Source organism: Ramlibacter sp., from assembly GCF_035554825.1.
In the GTDB taxonomy this organism is placed as follows: domain Bacteria; phylum Pseudomonadota; class Gammaproteobacteria; order Burkholderiales; family Burkholderiaceae_C; genus Ramlibacter.
On sequence record NZ_DATMHS010000040.1, the window covers coordinates 54967 to 73028 of the forward strand.

The 18062-nt window shown below is 70.7% G+C and carries 22 protein-coding genes; 12 read left to right on the forward strand and 10 right to left on the reverse strand.

Going from position 1 to position 18062, the window contains the following annotated elements; translation table 11 throughout:
* Positions 1-50: 50 nt before the first annotated feature.
* The 5 genes from VNT59_RS03940 to VNT59_RS03960 form a co-directional block, all read right to left on the reverse strand.
* Positions 51-503, reverse strand: coding sequence for a hypothetical protein (locus VNT59_RS03940; RefSeq protein WP_325496829.1), 453 nt, complete (start codon positions 501-503; stop codon positions 51-53).
* A gap of 90 nt (positions 504-593) precedes the next feature.
* Complete coding sequence (locus tag VNT59_RS03945; protein WP_325496831.1) at positions 594-965, reverse strand: chaperone modulator CbpM; 372 nt, start codon at positions 963-965, stop codon at positions 594-596.
* On the reverse strand, positions 962-1873 hold the full coding sequence (locus VNT59_RS03950; protein WP_325496833.1) for a DnaJ C-terminal domain-containing protein: 912 nt from the start codon (positions 1871-1873) through the stop codon (positions 962-964). Before VNT59_RS03950 ends, VNT59_RS03945 begins: the two co-directional genes overlap by 4 nt.
* Positions 1874-1895: 22 nt before the next feature.
* Positions 1896-2690 carry a fumarate/nitrate reduction transcriptional regulator Fnr gene (gene fnr, locus VNT59_RS03955; RefSeq protein WP_325496835.1) on the reverse strand — a complete coding sequence of 265 codons (795 nt, stop codon included), beginning with the start codon at positions 2688-2690 and terminating at the stop codon, positions 1896-1898.
* Positions 2691-2711: 21 nt separating this feature from the next.
* Positions 2712-3095, reverse strand: coding sequence for a response regulator transcription factor (locus tag VNT59_RS03960; protein ID WP_325496837.1), 384 nt, complete (start codon positions 3093-3095; stop codon positions 2712-2714).
* 157 nt (positions 3096-3252) lie between these two features.
* Between VNT59_RS03960 and VNT59_RS03965 the strand changes: the two genes are divergently transcribed.
* Both VNT59_RS03965 and VNT59_RS03970 read left to right on the forward strand, forming a co-directional pair.
* Positions 3253-4383, forward strand: coding sequence for a YeeE/YedE family protein (locus VNT59_RS03965; protein ID WP_325496839.1), 1131 nt, complete (start codon positions 3253-3255; stop codon positions 4381-4383).
* A gap of 128 nt (positions 4384-4511) precedes the next feature.
* Positions 4512-4853, forward strand: coding sequence for a metalloregulator ArsR/SmtB family transcription factor (locus VNT59_RS03970; protein ID WP_325496841.1), 342 nt, complete (start codon positions 4512-4514; stop codon positions 4851-4853).
* A gap of 9 nt (positions 4854-4862) precedes the next feature.
* On the opposite strand, the gene VNT59_RS03975 is transcribed toward VNT59_RS03970, so the two are convergent.
* Positions 4863-5969 carry a YeeE/YedE family protein gene (locus VNT59_RS03975; protein WP_325496843.1) on the reverse strand — a complete coding sequence of 369 codons (1107 nt, stop codon included), beginning with the start codon at positions 5967-5969 and terminating at the stop codon, positions 4863-4865.
* A gap of 119 nt (positions 5970-6088) precedes the next feature.
* On the opposite strand from VNT59_RS03975, the gene VNT59_RS03980 reads away from it, so the two are divergent.
* The 10 genes from VNT59_RS03980 to VNT59_RS04025 all read left to right on the forward strand — a co-directional run bounded on the left by VNT59_RS03980 (position 6089) and on the right by VNT59_RS04025 (position 14874).
* A complete protein-coding gene (locus VNT59_RS03980) occupies positions 6089-7057 on the forward strand; it encodes an MBL fold metallo-hydrolase (protein ID WP_325496845.1) in 969 nt (322 codons plus the stop codon).
* Positions 7054-7554, forward strand: a complete 501-nt coding sequence (locus tag VNT59_RS03985; RefSeq protein ID WP_325496847.1) for a hypothetical protein — start codon at positions 7054-7056, stop codon at positions 7552-7554. Before VNT59_RS03980 ends, VNT59_RS03985 begins: the two co-directional genes overlap by 4 nt.
* Before the next feature lie 105 nt (positions 7555-7659).
* The gene (gene soxC, locus VNT59_RS03990; RefSeq protein ID WP_325496849.1) at positions 7660-9006 is read left to right on the forward strand and encodes a sulfite dehydrogenase; all 1347 of its coding nucleotides are present in this window, start codon (positions 7660-7662) and stop codon (positions 9004-9006) included.
* Entirely contained in the window at positions 8990-10072 is a 1083-nt protein-coding gene (locus tag VNT59_RS03995) for a c-type cytochrome (RefSeq protein ID WP_325496851.1), read from the forward strand. Before soxC ends, VNT59_RS03995 begins: the two co-directional genes overlap by 17 nt.
* Before the next feature lie 122 nt (positions 10073-10194).
* Positions 10195-10653 carry a thiosulfate oxidation carrier protein SoxY gene (gene soxY, locus VNT59_RS04000; RefSeq protein WP_325496853.1) on the forward strand — a complete coding sequence of 153 codons (459 nt, stop codon included), beginning with the start codon at positions 10195-10197 and terminating at the stop codon, positions 10651-10653.
* A 53-nt stretch (positions 10654-10706) separates the two neighbouring features.
* Positions 10707-11018 carry a thiosulfate oxidation carrier complex protein SoxZ gene (soxZ, locus tag VNT59_RS04005; RefSeq protein ID WP_325496855.1) on the forward strand — a complete coding sequence of 104 codons (312 nt, stop codon included), beginning with the start codon at positions 10707-10709 and terminating at the stop codon, positions 11016-11018.
* Positions 11019-11058: 40 nt separating this feature from the next.
* The gene (gene soxA / locus VNT59_RS04010; protein ID WP_325496930.1) at positions 11059-11850 is read left to right on the forward strand and encodes a sulfur oxidation c-type cytochrome SoxA; all 792 of its coding nucleotides are present in this window, start codon (positions 11059-11061) and stop codon (positions 11848-11850) included.
* 15 nt (positions 11851-11865) lie between these two features.
* The gene (gene soxX, locus VNT59_RS04015; RefSeq protein WP_325496857.1) at positions 11866-12543 is read left to right on the forward strand and encodes a sulfur oxidation c-type cytochrome SoxX; all 678 of its coding nucleotides are present in this window, start codon (positions 11866-11868) and stop codon (positions 12541-12543) included.
* Between the two features lie 79 nt (positions 12544-12622).
* A complete protein-coding gene (gene soxB, locus VNT59_RS04020; protein ID WP_325496859.1) occupies positions 12623-14365 on the forward strand; it encodes a thiosulfohydrolase SoxB in 1743 nt (580 codons plus the stop codon).
* Positions 14362-14874, forward strand: a complete 513-nt coding sequence (locus VNT59_RS04025; protein WP_325496861.1) for a heme-binding protein — start codon at positions 14362-14364, stop codon at positions 14872-14874. Before soxB ends, VNT59_RS04025 begins: the two co-directional genes overlap by 4 nt.
* Positions 14875-14884: 10 nt before the next feature.
* Here VNT59_RS04025 and VNT59_RS04030 read toward each other — a convergent pair whose 3' ends face one another.
* The 4 genes from VNT59_RS04030 to VNT59_RS04045 form a co-directional block, all read right to left on the reverse strand.
* Positions 14885-15274 (reverse strand): DUF302 domain-containing protein, encoded by a 390-nt coding sequence (locus VNT59_RS04030; protein ID WP_325496863.1) that lies wholly within the window; start codon positions 15272-15274, stop codon positions 14885-14887.
* A 34-nt stretch (positions 15275-15308) separates the two neighbouring features.
* Positions 15309-15818 (reverse strand): aspartate carbamoyltransferase, encoded by a 510-nt coding sequence (locus VNT59_RS04035; protein WP_325496865.1) that lies wholly within the window; start codon positions 15816-15818, stop codon positions 15309-15311.
* A 76-nt stretch (positions 15819-15894) separates the two neighbouring features.
* Entirely contained in the window at positions 15895-17292 is a 1398-nt protein-coding gene (locus tag VNT59_RS04040) for an ATP-binding protein (protein WP_325496867.1), read from the reverse strand.
* Positions 17292-18017, reverse strand: a complete 726-nt coding sequence (locus VNT59_RS04045) for a response regulator (RefSeq protein WP_325496869.1) — start codon at positions 18015-18017, stop codon at positions 17292-17294. Before VNT59_RS04045 ends, VNT59_RS04040 begins: the two co-directional genes overlap by 1 nt.
* Positions 18018-18062 lie beyond the last annotated feature (45 nt).

Genomic DNA, 18062 nt, shown 5'->3' on the forward strand with positions numbered 1-18062 from the left:
CGCGTCGCGCGCGGCGGGACGCGTTCAGCGCTTCCCGGGGCGCCCCTGCTTCAGGCGAAGCGCTTGGCGCCGCGTGCCGGGTCGTCCAGCAGCGCGTCGAGGGCGCTGGTCAGGTGCTCGGGCATCTCGGCCATCACCGCGGCCTTCTCGCGCAGCCAGGCGGTCACTTGCGGGTTCTCGATCTCCACCGGCGCATCGAAGTAGGCGCCTTCGGCGCGCTCCATCGGCCTGGCGGCGTTCTTGAACTTGAAGCGCTCGCGCCAGAGCCCGCCGCCGGCCGGCGGGTATTTCTCGAAGGCCCGGTACTTGTAGCCCAGCCAGAACGAGCGCGGGCTCTTGGGTTCGCCGCGGACCTCGATCACGTAGACGATGTTGCCCAGCGCGGCATCGCTCGCCTCCGGCTCGCAGGAGGCATAGGAGTACGGCGTGCGCCGCACGTCCTTCATGATCCGGGTGAGCAGACCCTGATCCTCGACGATGTGTTTGACGGCAAAAGCTGGCACGACATTCTCCTGGTGGTGGGCCCACGTTAGCACGGGGCGGCGGCCAGCCACCGGTCAGGGGTCAATATTTCGCCGGCCCGTGCGCTGGGGTCAGCCGTGCGGCTCGCGCCACGGTTGCGGCCCTTCGCGCGGCACCGTCGGCGCGTGGAACGGCAGGTGGGCCCGCAGGGTGCGCACCTGGCGCTCCAGTTCGTCGATGCGGTTCAGGTACTGCAGCAGTACGGCGACGGCGAACAGGTCGAGGTCGAAATCGCGCCGCACCCGGCTGGCCCGGCGCAGCGGCGACAGGCATTCGGCGCTGAAGACCGGCTCGGCGGCGCCGGCGGACAGCACCTGCAGGGCACCGTACTCCACGAGTTCGGTGATGTCGGCCTCGCTCAGGCCGCTCGCGCGGGCCAGCTCGGCCCGGGTGACGGTCTCGCGCCCGTCCAGCCAGGCGACGTCCACCGGATGCGCGGTCATGGCGCTTTCTCCCTGGCGGCCAGCGCGCGCGGGTCGAACCGCGAGGCGGCGGCCAATTCCTTGAACAGTCCCCGCTCGCGCTCGGTCAGCGTGCCCGGCACGTCGATGTGCACATGGGCGTACAGGTCGCCGTGGCCGCCGCGGCCGTTGGCCAGGCCGCGCCCGCGCAGCCGCAGCTTGCGGCCGGCACGGGTGCCGGACGGCACCGTCAGCAGCAGCGGCCCGTCGAGCGTGGGCACCTGCACTTCCGCACCGAGCGCGGCCTCCCAGGGCGCGAGGGCGAGGTCGAGGTGCAGGTCGTGCCCGTCCGCCCGGAACACCGGGTGCGGCGCCAGCGTCACATGCAGGTAGATGTCGCCATCGGCGGCGCCACCATGTCCCTTGCCGCCCTTGCCGCGCAGGCGCAGCCGCTGGCCCTCGCTGACGCCGGGCGGGATCGTCACTTCCAGCGTGCGGCCACCGTCGCCGCCATCCAGCTGCAGGTTCAGCGTCGCGCCGCGGTGCGCATCCTCGAGGCCGATGCGCACGGTGCTCTCGTAGTCGCGCCCGGGCACGGGCACCGGGCCGCGGTGGCCGCGCTGGCCGGGGCCGCGGCCGAAGGCCGCCAGCAGGTCGGCCAGGTCGAGGTCTTCGAAGGAGCCGGCGCCGAATTCGCGGGCCCACTGCGGCGGCGGGGCGAACTCCTCGCCCGCCGGGCGGCGGCCCAGCTGGTCGTAGGCCGCCCGCTTCTCCGGGTCCCTGAGGGTCTGGTAGGCCTCGGCCACGTCCTTGAAACGGGCCTCCGACGCGGGATCCGTGGAGACGTCCGGGTGGTGCTCCCGGGCCAGCTTGCGGTACGCCTTCTTGATCCGCTCGGCGTCCGCGTCGCGGGGCACGCCCAGGGCCGCGTAGTAGTCCTTGTACTTCATCGCTGCCCCGGCTGGCGCGCTCCTAGTGCACGCGGACCTCGAAGCGGCGCTTGAGCGCGTTGAGGTCGGTGATGCGGATGTGGCGCTTGTCGACTTCGAGCATGCGCTGCTGCTGGAACGCGGAGAAGGTGCGGCTCACCGTCTCCAGCTTCATGCCCAGGTAGCTGCCGATTTCCGCGCGGCTCATGCGCAGGTGGAATTCGCGCTCCGAGTAGCCGCGGGCGGCATAGCGCTGCGACAGGTTCAGCAGGAAGGCGGCCAGCCGCTCTTCCGCGTTCATGCTGCCCAGCAGCATCATCAGGCTGTGTTCGCGCAGGATCTCGCGGCTCATGAGCCGGCTGATGATGTGCTGCATGCCGGTGGCGCCGGCCGCCAGGTCGGACAGGCTGGCGTAGGGGATGGCGCACAGTTCGGTGTCCTCGAGCGCCATCGTGGCGCTGGCGTGCTGGCCCTGCGCCACGCCGTCCAGGCCAACCAGCTCGCCGGCGATGTGGAAGCCGCTCACCTGCTCGCGCCCGTCGGACAGCATCAGGCTGGACTTCAGCGTGCCGGTGCGCACCGCATGGATGTACTGGAACTTGTCGCCTTCGCGGTACAGCGTCTGGCCCGCCTTCACCTTGCGCCGGGTGAACTTCATGCTGTCGAGCCGGTCCATGTCGACGCCGTTCACGCCGCACGGCAGGCACAGGTCGCGCAGGTGGCAGGTCGAGCACTGCGTCGTGGCGGGCGCGACGGGCGCGCAGGCGGTGGCGGCGGCGGTTTCGGTCACGATGCGCACGGTGCGGTTGGCAGATTTTTCGAGTGCTGCGGCGGGCATGAGTTCCTCCGGGGATGGTTTTTAGTGTGCATGGGACGCGTGCTCGACGGCCGTCACCAGCTGGTCGAACTCGGTGGTCTTGTCGAGGAAGCGCTGCGCCCCCTCGCCCAGGTAGCGCTTGCGGTAGGCGGGGCCGGCGTTGTTGCTGAAGACGACGAAAGCGATGCCCGGTTCGAGCTGGCGCACGGCGCGCAGCACCTGCAGGCCCGTGCCGCCCTCCAGCTGCACGTCCAGCACCACGACGTCGGGGTGCATCGCCAGGATGCCGTCGATCGAGCCCTGCGGCGTCTCGGCTTCGCCGACGATGTTCATGGCCCGGGCCGACAGCATGGCCGCGACCCGCTCGCGGATCATGGCCGAGTCGTCGGCGAGGAACACCTTCACTGGAACGTGACGCTCTGTCATGCGCATCACTGTCGCAGGCCGGGGCCGCGGCGAACATCGGCAACGGCTGAATCTGGTCCTCGGACTTCGCTGAAAGGCGTGCCTCCTGCGCGCCGGGTCCCCCTAGGACGATTCCGAGCGCCGCCGCTGGCCGGGGCCCGCCGCCTAGAATCGAGCCATGAGCGCCGACGCCCTCGCCTCACTGACGCAGCAGGTGCTGTGGGCCTCCTTCCTGGTGGCCCTGGCATTCGGCGCCATCGTCCAGAAGACCGGCTTTTGCACCATGGGCGCGATCACCGACGTGGCCACCATGGGCGACTGGACGCGCTCGCGCCAGTGGGCGCTGGCGGTCGGCGTCGCCACCGTCGGATTCGGCCTGCTGGCCTGGTCCGGCCTGGTCGACCCCGAGGGCACGCTCTATTCCTCCAACCGCTGGAGCTGGCTGTCGGCGCTGGTCGGCGGCGCGATCTTCGGCTTCGGCATGGTGCTGTCGTCCGGCTGCCCCAGCAAGACCCTGGTGCGGGTCGGCGGCGGCAACCTGAAGTCGCTGGTGGTGGTGCTGGTCGTGGCGGTGTCCGCCTTCGCCACGCTCAAGGGTTTCACCGCCGTCTGGCGGGTGGCGACGGTGGATCGGGTCGCGATCGAATTCGCCACCAGCGCCCGGCTGCCGTCGTGGGCCGCGCAGGCGCTGGGCATCGCCCCGCGTGCGGCCGGGCTCGCGCTCGCGCTCGCGGTCGGCGGCGCCCTGCTGGCGTGGTCGCTGGGCGGGCGCGACTTCCGCCGCGCCAACAACCTGCTGGCCGGGGCCGGGATCGGCGCGACGGTGATCGCCATGTGGTGGGTCAGCGGCGCGCTGGGCTACCTGCCCGAACATCCCAACACGCTGGAAGCGACCTACCTCGCCACCAATTCCGGCCGGGCCGAGGCGTTCAGCTTCGTCTCGCCGATCGCCTACACCCTCGACTGGCTCCTGTTCTACAGCGACCGCAACAAGCTGCTCACCGTGGGCATCGTCTCGGTCTTCGGCGTGGTCGCCGGCTCGGCCCTGGTGGCGCTGGCCACCGGACGCTTCCGCTGGGAGGGGTTCGGCGGCACCGAGGACCTGGCCCACCACCTCGCCGGCGCCGTGCTGATGGGCGTGGGCGGCGTCACCGCCATGGGCTGCAGCATCGGCCAGGGCATCTCGGGCGCGTCGACCCTCAGCGCCACCAGCCTGGTGGCCGTGTTCGCCATGATCGCCGGCGCCCGGGCGGCCCTCAACTACCAGGGCTGGCGCCTGGAGCAGCTGGCCGCGACCAGCCATCCCTAGGAAGAACGGGTCCGGCAGCGCGCGGCGCGATCCGACCGCGCTGCGCCGGGCCGGCGCGGGTTCCGCCCTCTTCCATCGTCGGGCTGGGATCGCTTATATTGGCGAGCAACGATATTGCGGACGGCACCATGGCGAAACGTTCCCCCAAGGAAGAAGCGGCTTCCCCGATCGAATCCGACGAGGTGTTCGAGCTCGCGGCGGAAGTGTTTCGCGTGATGTCGGCGCCGATGCGGCTGAAGATCATCAGCTGTCTGTGCAACGGCGAGAAGAACGTGAGCCAGCTGCTGGGGGAGATCGACACCACCCAGCCCAACATGTCGCAGCACCTGAACACGCTGTACCAGGCCGGCGTGCTGGGCAAGCGCCGCGACGGCGTGCAGATCTACTACCGCATCATCAACGACCGGGTCGTGACGCTGTGCCGTGCCGTGTGCACGCAGATCGCGATCGAGGCCGAGGTCGCGCGCTGACCGGCGCGTTCAGGGCGCCACCAGCGCCGGGGCGCGCTCGTCCGCCGGCGCCGGCCCGCTGGCCGCGCCGCGGCGGTCCAGCCAGCGGTCGGTGAGGCCGGCGCCGGTCCACATCCCCACCAACGTCAGCCAGGACGTCAGCGCGAAGACCGCGCCGCCGGTCACGCCGGCCCCGACGGCGCAGCCGCCGGCCAGCATCGCGCCGAATCCCATCAGCACCGCCCCGGCGATGTAGCGGCGCATGCCGTAGCCGTCCTTGAAGCCTTCGAGCCGCAGGCCGCCGCCCAGCCAGGCCGCGACGAACGATCCGGCGAACACGCCGGGCAGCAGTCCGAAGTCGAATCCCGGACGCGGCGCTGGCAGCGCGAGCACTCGCATCAGCCATTCGGCGGACGGACCGCTGAAGGTGACGCCCTGCACCGGCACCACATCGAACGACTCGGCCGCCACGCTCGCGGTGAACCACCAGGCGGCGGCGATCATGAGCCCGGTCCCGACGCCGCCGACCCACTTCCACAGGCCCCAGCCGCTGCGCAGCGAATACCACAGCGCCGCGGCCAGCCACACGCCGCCGCAGGCGAGCCCGCCCCAGTGGCCCAGGCCGGTGACCGCCAGCAGATCGCGGGCCGGTCCGCCGTCGACCGTCCACCACTGGCTGATGGCGTGGCGCAGCGGCGCCAGCACCCCGCCCAGGGAAGCCTGGGCGGTGACGGCGAAGATGAGGCCGGACAGCAGGGCCCGCAGGTTGCCGTTGGCGGCCAGCACCAGCAGCCGGCTGGCGCAGCCGCGCGTCATGATCATCCCGGCGCCGAACACCAGCCCGCCCAGCAGCGCGCCCGAGAGGCTGCCGCGGGTGGCCAGTTGCCGCGCGCCGCTGACATCCATCGCACCCGACAGCACCAGCACCTGGACCGCGACCACCGCGGCGGAGAAGGCCAGCAGCCAGACGGCGAGCTTCTGCCCCGGCTGGCCGCGCCAGAACTCGATCACGGCCGCGCGCAGGCAGAATGCGGAGCGCTGCGCGAAGAAGCCGAACAGGATGCCGATCGCCGCGCCGCCCACGGCGAGCAGGGCAGGTTCTCCGAGCAGTTCGATCAGGCGGGCCAGCATCGGCATACATCCGTAATTAATAAATCGCTTATATTTATCCTACCGGAGACGCGGCCAGCTCGAGCTTGATTTTCGTCAAGGCTGCCCGCGCCCCGCACGCCACTCCAGCAAAGGTGATCACAGGTATGCGTTCCGCGCTCGTGCTGCTCCGTGTCCTCGCCGGCCTGCTGCTGGCACCGGTGGCCGCGGCCCCGGCCCTCTGCGCCGAGGCGACCGCCGCCGTCGTGCCCCTGCCGGCACGCCAGGTGTCGCCTTCCGCCTGGTACGTCGAAGGCCAGTCGGCGCTCGGCTCGCCGGCCAACCAGAACTTCATCTCCAACGCCGCCTTCGTCGTGACGCCGGCCGGCGTGGTGGTCATCGACGCGCTTGGCTCCCCGGCGCTGGCGCAGCGGCTGCTGGCCGAGATCAGGCGCCACACGGCGCTGCCGGTGACGCACGTGATCCTCACGCACTACCACGCCGACCACATCTACGGCCTGCAGACCCTGCAGGCCGCCGGCGCCACCGTCGTCGCCCACGAGGCGGCGCGCGAGTACCTCAATTCGGACACGGCCCGGCTGCGGCTGGAAGCTTCGCGCAAGGAGCTGGCCCCCTGGATCGATGCCGGCACGCGCCTGGTTCCGGCCGACCGGTGGCTGGCCGGCGACACCGACCTCGTGGTCGGCGGCGTGCTGTTCCAGATCCGGCACGTGGGCCCCTCGCACACGCCCGAGGACCTGGTGGTGTACCTGCCGCAGGAGAAGGTGCTGTTCGCCGGCGACCTGGTGTTCCGCGGCCGCATCCCCTTCGTCGGCCAGGCCGACAGCGGCCAGTGGATCAAGGCGCTCGACCGGCTGCTGGCGTTCGACGCGGCCGCGATCGTGCCGGGCCACGGCCCGATGTCGTCGCAGGCCCGCGCCGACATGGAACTCACGCGCGATTACCTTGCCTACCTGCGCCAGGTGATGGGCGGCGCCGCACGGGCGATGGAACCCTGGGAGGCCGCGTACCAGGCGGCCGACTGGAGCCGGTTCGAGCGGCTGCCGCTGTTTCGCGTGGCCAACCGCATGAACGCCTACAACACCTACCTGCTGATGGAGCGCGAGGCGCAGTGACGAGGACACGACAGCGCCGCGGCCAGCCGGCGGCCGCGGCTTCGATCGATCGCCGCGCGACCCTGCTGGCGCTTGCCGCGGGCCTGCTGCCGTCCCCGCGGGCCGCCGCCGCCACCCTGCCGGCGCCCGGATCGCTGGCCGGCGCCCTCGCCGCCGCGCTGGGCCGCGGCCAGCCGCTGGTCGTGCTGGCCAGCCTCCAAGGCTGCCCCTTCTGCCAGCTGGTGCGCGACAACTACCTCGCGCCCCTGCGTCGCGACAGCGGCCTGCCGGTGGTCCAGCTCGACCTCGGCAGCCGCGCCGCGCTGGTCGACTTCCAGGGCGGCGCCGGCACCCACGACGAGCTGCTGCGGCGCTGGCGCGTCGACGTCGCGCCCACGGTGCTCTTCTTCGGCCGCGACGGCCGCGAAGCGGCGCCGCGCCTGGTCGGCATGGCGCCCGACTTCTACAGCGCCTACCTCGAGCAGCGGCTCGCCGCAGCGCGCCGCGGCCTCGGCTGAACGGTCGCGCCGGCCTTCTCGTAAACCCCAGCTCGCGCCAAGGCCCGGACCTGATACATTCGCGCATTCGCATATAACCATCTTCTTGTTTCGAACGCTGTCACCATGAACGCCGGCCGCTTGCGCAAAGCACCTGAACACTTCATCGACCGCGACGGCGTCGCCCAGGTCTTCGCCCAGGCCAGGCAGGGCCGGCGCGACTTCCTGCGCGGGGCGTTCGCGGCCGCCGCCGCAGGCGCGGCCGCCCTGCCCGCGGCGCGCGCCCAGTCGCCCGCGCCGAACGACGGCGATCCGAACATCCTGAACCTGCCGGAGCACTCGAAGGGGCTGGGCCAGGCCGTGATCACCGACGGCTACGGCAAGCCGTCGAAGTACGAGGCCAACGTGCAGCGCCGGCGCAGCCCGGGCCTGACGCAGACGACGCAGGCGTCGGTGTCGTTCGCGCCGCTGCAGTCGCTGTTCGGCATCGTCACGCCCAGCGGCCTGCATTTCGAGCGGCACCACCAGGGCTGGTGGGACATCGACCCGTCCAAGCACCGCTTCATGGTCAACGGCATGGTGAAGAACCCCAAGGTCTTCACCATGGACGAACTGATGCGCCTGCCGTCGGTGTCGCGCTTCCATTTCATCGAATGCGGCGCCAACACCGGCATGGAATGGGGCAACGTCGCGGTGCCGACCTGCCAGTACACCCACGGCATGCTGTCGTGCAGCGAGTTCACCGGCGTGCCGCTGATCACGCTGCTGGAGCTGGCCGGCGCCGACCTGAAGAACGGCAAGTTCGTGCTGGCCGAGGGCGGCGACGGCTCGTCGATGACGCGCACCATCCCGATGAGCCTGATCCGCTCCGGCGAGGTGCTCGTCGCCTACGGCCAGAACGGCGAGATGCTGCGCCCCGAGCAGGGCTACCCGCTGCGCCTGGTGGTGCCCGGCGTGCAGGGCGTGAGCTGGGTCAAGTACCTGCGCCGCGTCGAGCTGGGCGACCAGCCCTACGGCACCAAGGACGAGACGGTGCACTACGTCGACCTGATGCCGGACGGCCAGCATCGGCAGTACACCAGCATCCAGGAATGCAAGAGCGTCGTGACGACGCCGTCGGGCGGCCAGCAGCTGCTGGACAAGGGCTTCTACAACGTCACCGGCCTGGCCTGGTCGGGGCGCGGCAAGGTCAAGAAGGTCGACGTGTCGGTGGACGGCGGCCGCAACTGGCGCCCGGCCCGGCTCGAGGGGCCGGTGCTGAGCAAGTGCCTCACCCGCTTCAACATCGACTGGGTGTGGGACGGCAAGCCCGCGATCATCCAGAGCCGCGCCACCGACGAGACCGGCTACGTGCAGCCGACGTACCGCCAGCTGCGCGCCGTGCGCGGCACGCGCTCGATCTACCACAACAACGCCATCCAGTCCTGGCTCGTCGAGGAGAGCGGGGAGGTCAAGAATGTCCAGCTTTCCTAAGTTCGCCACGGCCTTCGTGCTGACCGCCGCCGCGGCGGCTTGCTTCGCCGCCCCGGGCGCGACCTATCCGGGCATCGGCCGCGACGCCACGCCGCGCGAAGTCGCGGCCTGGGACATCGACGTGCGCCCGGACTTCAAGGGCCTGCCCGCCGGCGCCGGCAGCGTCGACAAGGGCCAGGAGGTGTGGGAGGCCAAGTGCGCGTCCTGCCACGGCGTGTTCGGCGAGTCCAACCAGGTGTTCAACCCGATCGTCGGCGGCACCACCAAGGAGGACATCAAGAGCGGCCATGTCGCGATGCTCAACCGCAAGGACTACCCCGGCCGCACCACCTTCATGAAGCTGGCGAACCTGTCGACGCTGTGGGACTACATCAACCGGGCGATGCCGTGGAATGCGCCCAAGTCGCTCAGCACCGACGAGGTCTATGCCGTCACGGCCTACCTGCTCAATCTGGCCGAAATTGTGCCCGGCGACTTCACGCTGTCGGACAAGAACATCCGCGACGTGCAGCGCAAGCTGCCGAACCGCGACGGCCTGACGACGGCGCACGGCATGTGGCCGGGCACCGAGTTCACGGCCAGGCCGCGGCCGGACGTCGCGGCTGCCGCCTGCATGAGCAACTGCGACGTCGAGCCCAAGGTCGCTTCCATGCTGCCGGCGTTCGCCCGCAACGCCCACGGCAACCTCGCCGAACAGAACCGGCTGGTCGGCGCCCAGCGCGGCGTCAATACCGCCGGTCCGGCCACCGCCGCAGCCGCCGGCAGCGCGCCCGCCGCCGCGCCCGCCAAGGCGCAGCCGACGGCGGCGGCGAAGGACAGCGCCGCGGCCCAGTCGCTCACGCAGAAGAACAACTGCACCGCCTGCCACGCCGCCACGACCCGCATCGTCGGCCCGAGCTGGGCCGAGATCGCGCAGAAGCACCAGGGCAAGGCGGACTACCTGGTCGGCAAGATCCGCTCCGGCGGGTCCGGGGTCTGGGGCGCGATCCCCATGCCGCCGCAGACGCTGGCCGACGAGGACATCAAGCGCATCGCGGGCTGGCTGGCCGCCGGCGCAGGGCGCTGAATGACAGCCCGGCGCCGGCGCCGACTTCCCCCGGGATATCCCCCATTCCGGGCGCGAGCGAAGGCTCGCACCGGCCGTTAATATCAGTGGTTGCTTACAGATTTTTCAGGGAGCACTTTTTCATGCATACGCGTCGAGAGATTCTCAAGCGCAGTGCCACCGTGGCCGGCCTGCTGGCCGCCACCGGCCTGTTTCCCCAACACGCCCTGGCCGCCTTCAACAAGGGCGCCTTTGACGCCAAGAGCGTGGCGGACGCCGTCAAGGCCTACGGCGGCAGCGCGCCGACCGAGAGCAAGGACGTGACGCTGACGGCGCCGGACATCGCCGAGAACGGCGCCGTGGTGCCGATGGGGGTGGCGACCACGCTGCCCAACGTCAAGCAGATGCTGATCCTGGTCGAGAAGAACCCGAGCGCCCTGGTCGCCAAGTTCGACGTGACCGACGCCGTCGACGCCAACTTCTCGACCCGCGCCAAGATGGGCCAGTCGTCCGACGTCTATGCCGTGGCGATCACGGCCGACGGCAAGGCGCACTTCGCCAAGAAGGAAGTGAAGGTCACCCTCGGCGGCTGCGGCGGCTGAGACCGGCCGCCCTTCCCCGCTTCCAACGTTCACCCCAGATCCAGGAGTCCGACATGGCAGACCCGATGCGCATCCGCGCGCAAGCAGCAGGTGGCAACGCCACCGTTCGTGTGCTCATGAGCCACGAAATGGAAACCGGCCAGCGCAAGGATGGCGCCGGCAAGATCATCCCCGCCTGGCACATCACCGAAGTGACGGCCAGCCACAACGGCAAGCCCGTGATGACGGCCGAGTGGGGCCCCGCCGTTGCCAAGAACCCGTTCCTGCAGTTCACCGTGAAGGGTGCCAAGGCCGGCGACAAGATCGCGATCACGTGGAAGGACAACCGCGGCGACACGCGCACCGACGAAGCCACCGTGTCCTGAGCCGGCGAATCTCGAACAACAAAAGGAGGCAACCGTGAGGATGAAGACCGTCTTGCTGGCGCTGGCCGGCGTGGCAGCGACCGCAGCCATGGCCCAGAAGTCCGCCACCCAATCCATCGAGGAGTACCGCGCGATGCTGGCGGACGGCAATCCGGCCGAGCTCTTCGAGGCCAAGGGCGAAGACTTGTGGAAGCAAAAGCGCGGGCCGAAGAACGCGTCGCTGGAAAGCTGCGACCTGGGCAAGGGCCCGGGCGTGGTCAAGGGCGCGTTCGTCGAGCTGCCCCGCTACTTCGCCGACACCGGCAAGGTGCAGGACCTCGAGTCGCGGCTGGTGACCTGCATGGAGCGCCTCCAGGGCCTGAACGCCGCCGAGATCGCCAAGACGCCCTTCGGCAAGGGCGAGCAGAACAACGTGACGGCGCTGGCCACCTGGATCGCCGCCGAATCGAAGGGCCTGAAGTTCAACCTGCCGCAGTCGCACCAGCAGGAGAAGGTGGCCTACGAGGTGGGCAAGCGCCTGTTCTTCATGCACAGCGGGCCGCACGACTTCGCCTGCGCGTCCTGCCACGGCGAGGAAGGCAAGCGGATCCGGCTGCAGGACCTGCCCAACCTGACGAAGAACCCCGGCGACGGCATCGGCTTTGCCGCCTGGCCGGCGTACCGCGTGTCCAACGGCCAGATGTGGGGCATGCAGCAGCGCCTGAACGACTGCTACCGGCAGCAACGCTTCCCGTACCCGACGTTCGGCAGCGACGCCCTGACGGCCTTGTCCACCTACCTGGGCGTCAACGCCCAGGGCGCGAAGTCGATCGCGCCCGCCATCAAGCGCTGACGCGAGGAAGTCCCCATGAACAAGACCGCAATCACGACCTTTGCCGCCGCGCTGGCCGCCGCCCTGGTGGTGGGCTGCGCCACCGGCGGCAGCGCCTCCGGCACGGCGATGCCCAGCGACAGCGAGCTCGATCGCCTGGCGATGACCATGGCCAAGGCCTCGTTCCGCGACCAGGGCCTGGTGAAAGTCGACCGGCTGCAGCAGGACGACACCAACCGCGAATGCAGCGCCGCGCAGGCGGCCGGCCGGCCCCTGACCGAGGCGCGCGCCAAGGCGATCGAGGCCGCCAACATGAAGACCATCAAGTGGCCGGCGGACGGCAAGTTCCTCGGCGACTGGAAGGAAGGCGAGAAGATCGCCCAGAACGGCCGCGGCCTGACCTGGACCGACGACGCGAAGGTCACACCGGGCGGCAACTGCTACAACTGCCACCAGATCACCAAGGAGGAGATCTCCTTCGGCACGATCGGCCCCAGCCTGTACAACTACGGCAAGCTGCGCGGCGTCACCGATCCGAACAGCCCGGCCGCCAAGCCGATGGTGGAATACACCTGGGGCAAGATCTGGAACGCCAAGGCGTACAACGCCTGCTCCAACATGCCGCGCGCCGGCCATGGCGGCGTCCTCAACGAACAGCAGATCCGCCACATCGTCGCGCTGCTGCTCGATCCGAAGTCGCCGGTCAACCAGTGACGCGCGCCCGACGGCGCCAGCGGCTCCAGCCCGGCCCCGGCCGGGCTTTTTTCCCCCCGAACACGAGTCTTCGTCGATCATGAACCTCAGCAAGCGCGAATTCCTGCAGGTGCTTTCGGCCGCGTCCGTCGCCGGCATGGGCCTGGGCCGCTGGTCGCAGGCCGATGCCGCCACGGCCGCCGACGGCCTGTACGACCTCCCCCGCTTCGGCAACGTGTCGTTCCTGCACATGACGGACTGCCACGCGCAGCTGCAGCCGATCCACTTTCGCGAGCCCAGCGTGAACCTGGGCGTCGCCGGCATGACCGGCAAGCTGCCGCACCTGGTGGGCGAGCACCTGCTGCAGGTCGCCAAGGTGCCGGCCGGCTCGGCCAGCGCGCACGCCCTCACCTGCCTCGATTTCGAACAGGCCGCGCGGCGCTACGGCAAGGTGGGGGGCTTCGCGCACCTGGCGACGCTGGTCAAGCGCATGAAAGCCAGCCGGCCCGGCGCGCTGCTGCTGGACGGCGGCGACACCTGGCAGGGTTCGGCGACGTCGCTGTGGACCAAGGGCCAGGACATGGTCGACGCCTGCAAGCTGCTGGGCGTTGACGTGATGACCGGGCACTGGGAATTCACGTACGGCATGGACCGGGTGAAGGAGATCGTCGAGAAGGAACTGGCCGGCCGGATCGAGTTCGTGGCGCAGAACGTGAAGACCACCGACTTCGGCGATCCGGTCTTCAAACCCTACGTGATGCGCACGATCAACGGCGTGCCGTGCGCGATCGTCGGCCAGGCGTTCCCCTACACGCCGATCGCCAATCCGCGCTACATGGTGGCCGACTGGGAATTCGGCATCCAGGACCAGCACATGCAGAAGGTGGTGGACGAGGCCCGCGCCAAGGGCGCGCAGGTCGTCGTGGTCCTCAGCCACAACGGGATGGACGTCGACCTGAAGATGGCCAGCCGCGTGAGCGGCATCGACGCCATCCTGGGCGGCCACACGCACGACGGCATGCCGGTGGCCACCGTGGTGGGCAACCGGGGCGGCCAGACGCTGGTGACCAACGCCGGCTCCAACGGCAAGTTCCTGGCGGTGATGGACTTCGACGTGAAGGGCGGCAAGATCGCCGATTACCGCTACCGCCTGCTGCCGGTATTCGCCAACATGCTGCCGGCCGACCGCGAGATGGAAGCGCTGATCACGAAGGTCCGCGCCCCGTACGAGGCCAGGCTGGCCGAGAAACTGGCGGTGACCGAAGGCACGCTGTATCGCCGCGGCAACTTCAACGGCAGCGGCGACCAGCTGCTGCTCGATGCGCTGATGGACGTGCAGGGCGCCGAGATCGCGTTTTCGCCGGGCTTTCGCTGGGGCACCAGCCTGCTGCCCGGCCAGGCGATCACCCGCGAGTGGCTGATGGACATGACCGCCACCACCTATTCGTACGCAACGGTCGCCCCGATGAGCGGCGAGATGATCAAGACGGTGCTGGAAGACGTCTGCGACAACCTGTTCAACCCCGACCCCTACTACCAGCAGGGCGGCGACATGGTGCGCGTGGGCGGCCTCGAGTACAGCTGCAATCCGCTGGAAAAGATGGGCAGGCGCATCTCGGACATGCGGCTGAACGGCAAGCCGATCGAAGCGGCCAAGCAGTACAAGGTGGCGGGCTGGGCGCCGGTCGCCGAGGAAGCGGCCAAGGCCGGCAACAAGCCGGTGTGGGAGCTGGTCGAGCAGTGGCTGAGGGCCCAGGGCGGCACCGTGAAAGCCCGCAAGGTCAACATGCCCAGGCTCACCGGCGCCGTGCCCAACCCCGGCCTCGCGCAGGTGCCGGCGTGAAGCTGCCCTGCCCGTCCGCCAGGCGCTGCGCCATCGCCGTCGGCGCGCTCGCCGCGGCGACGCTGGCGATCGCGCAGCAGGCCACCTACGAAGCGCGATCGATCACCCCCGAGGCGGCGCTGAAGGCGGCGCGGGCGGCGCTCGCCGCGTGCGGCAGGAACGGGCACCAGGTCGCGGTGGCCGTGACCGATCGGGCCGGCCATCCCTTGGTGATGCTGCGCGACCGCCATGCCGGGCCGCACACGCCGCAGACGGCGGTCGGCAAGGCCTACACCGCCCTGAGCTTCAAGCTGGACACGACGTCGTTCTCGCGCGTGACGCAGGCCGGCCAGCCGGCCTCGGGCATCCGGCAGCTGCCGGGCGTCGTGGCGATCGGCGGCGGCTGGCCGCTCGAGGCGGCCGGCTCGCTGGTCGGCGCCATCGGGGTGTCGGGTGCGCCCAACGGCGACGCCGACGACGTCTGCGCCAAGGCCGGCATCGCCGAGATCCGGGACGACCTGGACCTCTGAGCGGCGCCGGTCAGACGGCGGCGAGCGCCTGCTCGAGCTTCTGCCGCACTTCGCCGGCCAGCGCCGGCACCGCCGGATGGTCCACCAGCTGCAGCACCGCGTTGGGGTCCATCACGTCGACGTGGACCTGGCCGCCGGCGTCCTGCCGCACCACCACGTTGCACGGCAGCAGCGCGCCGATCTGCGGGTCGGCCGCGATCGCCTGGCTCGCGTACCGCGGATTGCAGGCGCCGAGGATGCGGTACGGCGGCATTTCCAGCCCGATCTTCTTCTTCATGGTGGCCTGCACGTCGATGTCGCTCAGGACGCCGAAGCCGACCTTGCCGAGTTCCTCGGTGACGCGCTGCACCGCCTGCTCGAATCCCATTGCCACTGCCTTGCCGAACACGTACTTGCTCATGGTTTCCCTTGGTGGTCGATGATGAAGAACGGCGTCACTGGCCGTGCATGCCGTGCTGCCCGTGCTGCCCGGCCATCGCGTCGCGGCCGTGGTCCGACAGCTGGGCGTCGAACCAGGAATGCAGCGCGGCGACCAGCGCCGGATCGTCGGTGCGGTAGGCCAGCTCGGCCCCGCCCGGAACATCCTTGTAGCCGATCGCCACCGCGCCGGGTCGCGCGGCCCCGAGTTGCGCCAGCCCCGGCATGTCCTCGCCGTGGATGTGGGCCGGCCCCGAGAAGTCGCCCTGGCGGAAGCGGGCCTCGATCTCGCGCAGGTGCGCGCGCACCAGCTGCACCTGCTGCGCGTCCGAAGCGCGGCGCGCCACCACCCGCTGCAAGCCGCCCGCCGCCGTCTTGGTGAAGACGTGCCGGGTCGCGGCCAGGCTGAAGGGCATCACGTCGGCGCCACGGCGCGCCACGTCCGCCTGCCGCGCCGCATCGGCAGCGTGGACGGCGCCGACGGCCGCGAGCAGGGTCAGGGAGAGGATCAGGGCTGGTTTCTTCATGCGGGTGGCGCCTGTCGTTCTGGTTGGCTCCTTGGATGCGCGTGCCGGCCGGAGGTTCAACGCTGCCGCTGCGGACTCAGGACCGGCGCGGCAAGGTCAGCACCGCTTCGAGGCCCCTCGTCGCCCGGTTGCGCAGCGCGATGTCGCCGCCGTGCATGTGCGCGATGTTGCGCGCGATCGCCAGCCCCAGGCCGGAGCCGCCGGTTTCGCGGCTGCGCGACTGCTCCAGCCGGTAGAACGGCTCGAACACCTTTTCCAGCTCGGCGGCCGGGATGCCGGGGCCCTCGTCCTCGACCCGGATCGTCAGCAGCTGGGGCGTGTCGTCCACCCGGACCGTCGCGCGCTCGCCGTAGAGCACGGCGTTGTCGATCAGGTTGCCCAGGCAGCGCCTGAGCAGCGCCACGCGGGCCGGGTACGGCGCCAGCGCCCGGCCCACGATGCGCACCGTCCGGCCCATCGCCTCGTTGTCGGACTGCAGGCTCTCCAGCAGCGCCGTCACGTCGACCTCCTGGCACGCCTCGCCGCCGCCCATGCCGCGCATGAACTCCAGCGTGTGGCTGACCATCGTCTCCATCTCCTTCAGGTCGGATTCCATGCGCCCGCGCAGTTCCTCGTCGTCCAGCAGGTCGGCGCGCAGCCGCAGGCGCGTGAGCGGCGTCTTCAGGTCGTGCGACATCGCCGCGAAGATCCGCGTCCGGTCCTCGATGAAGCGCGCCAGCCGCTGCTGCATGGTGTTGAAGGCCCGCGCGGCCTGCCGGATCTCGAGCGGCCCCTCCTCGGCCAGCGGCGGCCGGTTGATGTCGCGGCCCAGCGCCTCGGCTGCGTCGGCCAGCACATGCAGCGGCCGCGTCACCCAGCGCACGGCCACGTACGACAGCAGCAGCACCGCGGCCAGCAGCACGGCGAGCGTCAGCGCGAGCCGCCACGGCAGCGTCCCGTCGGCGGCCGGCAGCGCGCTGTCGAAGCGGGCCCAGCGGCCGTCCTGCAGCTGCACCTGCGTGCGCAGCACCGGCCCCGGCGGTCCGGCGGTCCGGGCGAACCCGGGCCCGCCGCCCATCATGCGGTGGTGGCCGGCGCCCGGCGGCCAGGGCCGATCCGGCGCGGCGGCGGGATCGACCCGCACCTCGCGGCCGGCGCCGAGCGACGCGCGCAGCATCGCGGTGAACATCGCGGCACGCGGGCCGGGCTGCGCGCCGCCCAGCGGCGCCCGCGGCGCGTCCTGCAACGAGAGCACCAGCGGCGGCACGTTCAGCACCGCGGCGATGCGCTCGCGCTCGGACGGGCCGAGCGAGTCGAGGAGCCTGACCACGTCGGCGATGCGCTGCGCCTGCTGCATGCCGCTTGCGTTGAGCAGCAGCCGGTCGCGTTCGGCGAAGTTGATCGCCGCGCTGAGCAGCTGCGCCACGAGCAGGCCGCCGGCCAGCACCAGCAGCAGGCGCCCGAACAGCGATCGCGGCAGCAGCCGGGCCGGCATCAGCGCCGCTCCTGGGCGACCGGGACCGTGAGCACGTAGCCCTCGCCGCGCACGGTCTTGATCATCGCCGCGTCGCGCGGGCCGTCGCCCAGGCGCCGGCGCAGGCGGCTCACCTGGACGTCGATGCTGCGATCGAGCGCGTCGGCTTCGCGGCCCTGCGTCATTTCCATCAGCTGGTCGCGGCTCAGGACGCGGTTCGGGTGGCCGAGGAAGATGCGCAGCAGCCGGTATTCGGCGCCGCCGATCGGCGTCACCACGCCCTGGGGAGACATCAGATGGCGGTGCACCGTGTCCAGGCTCCAGTCGCCGAAGCGGATCGTGCGCTCCTCCTGCGGCTGCAGGTTGGGCGGCAGGCTGCGGACGCGGCGCAGGATCACCTTGATGCGCGCCAGCAGCTCGCGGGCGCTGAACGGCTTGGGCAGGTAGTCGTCGGCGCCCATTTCGAGGCCGACGATGCGGTCGGTTTCCTCGCCGCGCGCGGTCAACATGATGACGGGAAGGTCCGAGCGGGCGCGCAGCGTCCGGCACAGCGTCAGGCCGTCGTCGCCGGGCAGCATGACGTCGAGCATGACCAGGTCGAACGCGCCGCGGTCGAGCGCCTGCCACATGGCGCGCCCGTCGGCCACCGTGGTCGCGCGCAGCCCGTTCTTTTCGAGGTAGCGGCCCAGGAGCGTGCGGATCTCGGCGTCGTCGTCGACGATGAGGATGTGGTCCGGGCGATCCATGGCCGTATTACATCCGCTCCCGCCGGGGGGCGGCCGGTCCAAGGT

Bases quoted from the DNA above. Each gene is read 5' to 3' on its own strand.
- VNT59_RS03945 (WP_325496831.1), bottom strand. From the start codon at position 965: ATGACCGCGCATCCGGTGGACGTCGCCTGGCTGGACGGGCGCGAGACC.
- VNT59_RS03950 (WP_325496833.1), bottom strand. From the start codon at position 1,873: ATGAAGTACAAGGACTACTACGCGGCCCTGGGCGTGCCCCGCGACGCG.
- fnr (WP_325496835.1), bottom strand. From the start codon at position 2,690: ATGCCCGCCGCAGCACTCGAAAAATCTGCCAACCGCACCGTGCGCATC.
- VNT59_RS03960 (WP_325496837.1), bottom strand. From the start codon at position 3,095: ATGACAGAGCGTCACGTTCCAGTGAAGGTGTTCCTCGCCGACGACTCG.
- VNT59_RS03965 (WP_325496839.1), top strand. From the start codon at position 3,253: ATGAGCGCCGACGCCCTCGCCTCACTGACGCAGCAGGTGCTGTGGGCC.
- VNT59_RS03970 (WP_325496841.1), top strand. From the start codon at position 4,512: ATGGCGAAACGTTCCCCCAAGGAAGAAGCGGCTTCCCCGATCGAATCC.
- VNT59_RS03975 (WP_325496843.1), bottom strand. From the start codon at position 5,969: ATGCCGATGCTGGCCCGCCTGATCGAACTGCTCGGAGAACCTGCCCTG.
- VNT59_RS03980 (WP_325496845.1), top strand. From the start codon at position 6,089: ATGCGTTCCGCGCTCGTGCTGCTCCGTGTCCTCGCCGGCCTGCTGCTG.
- soxC (WP_325496849.1), top strand. From the start codon at position 7,660: ATGAACGCCGGCCGCTTGCGCAAAGCACCTGAACACTTCATCGACCGC.
- VNT59_RS03995 (WP_325496851.1), top strand. From the start codon at position 8,990: ATGTCCAGCTTTCCTAAGTTCGCCACGGCCTTCGTGCTGACCGCCGCC.
- soxY (WP_325496853.1), top strand. From the start codon at position 10,195: ATGCATACGCGTCGAGAGATTCTCAAGCGCAGTGCCACCGTGGCCGGC.
- soxZ (WP_325496855.1), top strand. From the start codon at position 10,707: ATGGCAGACCCGATGCGCATCCGCGCGCAAGCAGCAGGTGGCAACGCC.
- soxA (WP_325496930.1), top strand. From the start codon at position 11,059: ATGAAGACCGTCTTGCTGGCGCTGGCCGGCGTGGCAGCGACCGCAGCC.
- soxX (WP_325496857.1), top strand. From the start codon at position 11,866: ATGAACAAGACCGCAATCACGACCTTTGCCGCCGCGCTGGCCGCCGCC.
- soxB (WP_325496859.1), top strand. From the start codon at position 12,623: ATGAACCTCAGCAAGCGCGAATTCCTGCAGGTGCTTTCGGCCGCGTCC.
- VNT59_RS04030 (WP_325496863.1), bottom strand. From the start codon at position 15,274: ATGAGCAAGTACGTGTTCGGCAAGGCAGTGGCAATGGGATTCGAGCAG.
- VNT59_RS04035 (WP_325496865.1), bottom strand. From the start codon at position 15,818: ATGAAGAAACCAGCCCTGATCCTCTCCCTGACCCTGCTCGCGGCCGTC.
- VNT59_RS04040 (WP_325496867.1), bottom strand. From the start codon at position 17,292: ATGCCGGCCCGGCTGCTGCCGCGATCGCTGTTCGGGCGCCTGCTGCTG.
- VNT59_RS04045 (WP_325496869.1), bottom strand. From the start codon at position 18,017: ATGGATCGCCCGGACCACATCCTCATCGTCGACGACGACGCCGAGATC.